The 347-nt window shown below is 67.7% G+C and carries 1 protein-coding gene; it reads left to right on the forward strand.

The window, feature by feature from the left end:
- Positions 1-15 precede the first annotated feature (15 nt).
- A partial coding sequence (locus tag AC0L20_RS40290; RefSeq protein ID WP_473295714.1) for a thermonuclease family protein occupies positions 16-347 on the forward strand: 332 nt, incomplete at its 3' end.

A 347-nucleotide genomic window follows, 5' to 3' on the forward strand; every position in this document is an offset into this window, starting at 1 on the left:
CCCGCACCAGCGGCCGTGACGCGTGTCGAGGTGCAGCGCGTGGTAGATGGCGACACCGTGCGCCTCACCGATGGCCGCAGCGTGCGCATGATCGGTCTCAACGCCCCGGAGACCGCAAAGAAGGGGCGCCCTGACGAACCGTTTGCCATCGCCGCTCGCCAGCGGTTGCAGGCTTTGGTGGAGGCCAGTGAGGGGCGCGTCGGCTTGGTGCCGGGCCGCGAGGCCAAGGATCGCTATGGGCGAACGCTGGCACACCTCTATGGTGCCAACGGCGCAAACCTCGAAGCCCAATTACTGGCAGAGGGCCTCGGTTATCAGGTGGGCGTCGCGCCCAACGTCGACCTCGT

Source organism: Bradyrhizobium sp. Kon58, from assembly GCF_055807455.1.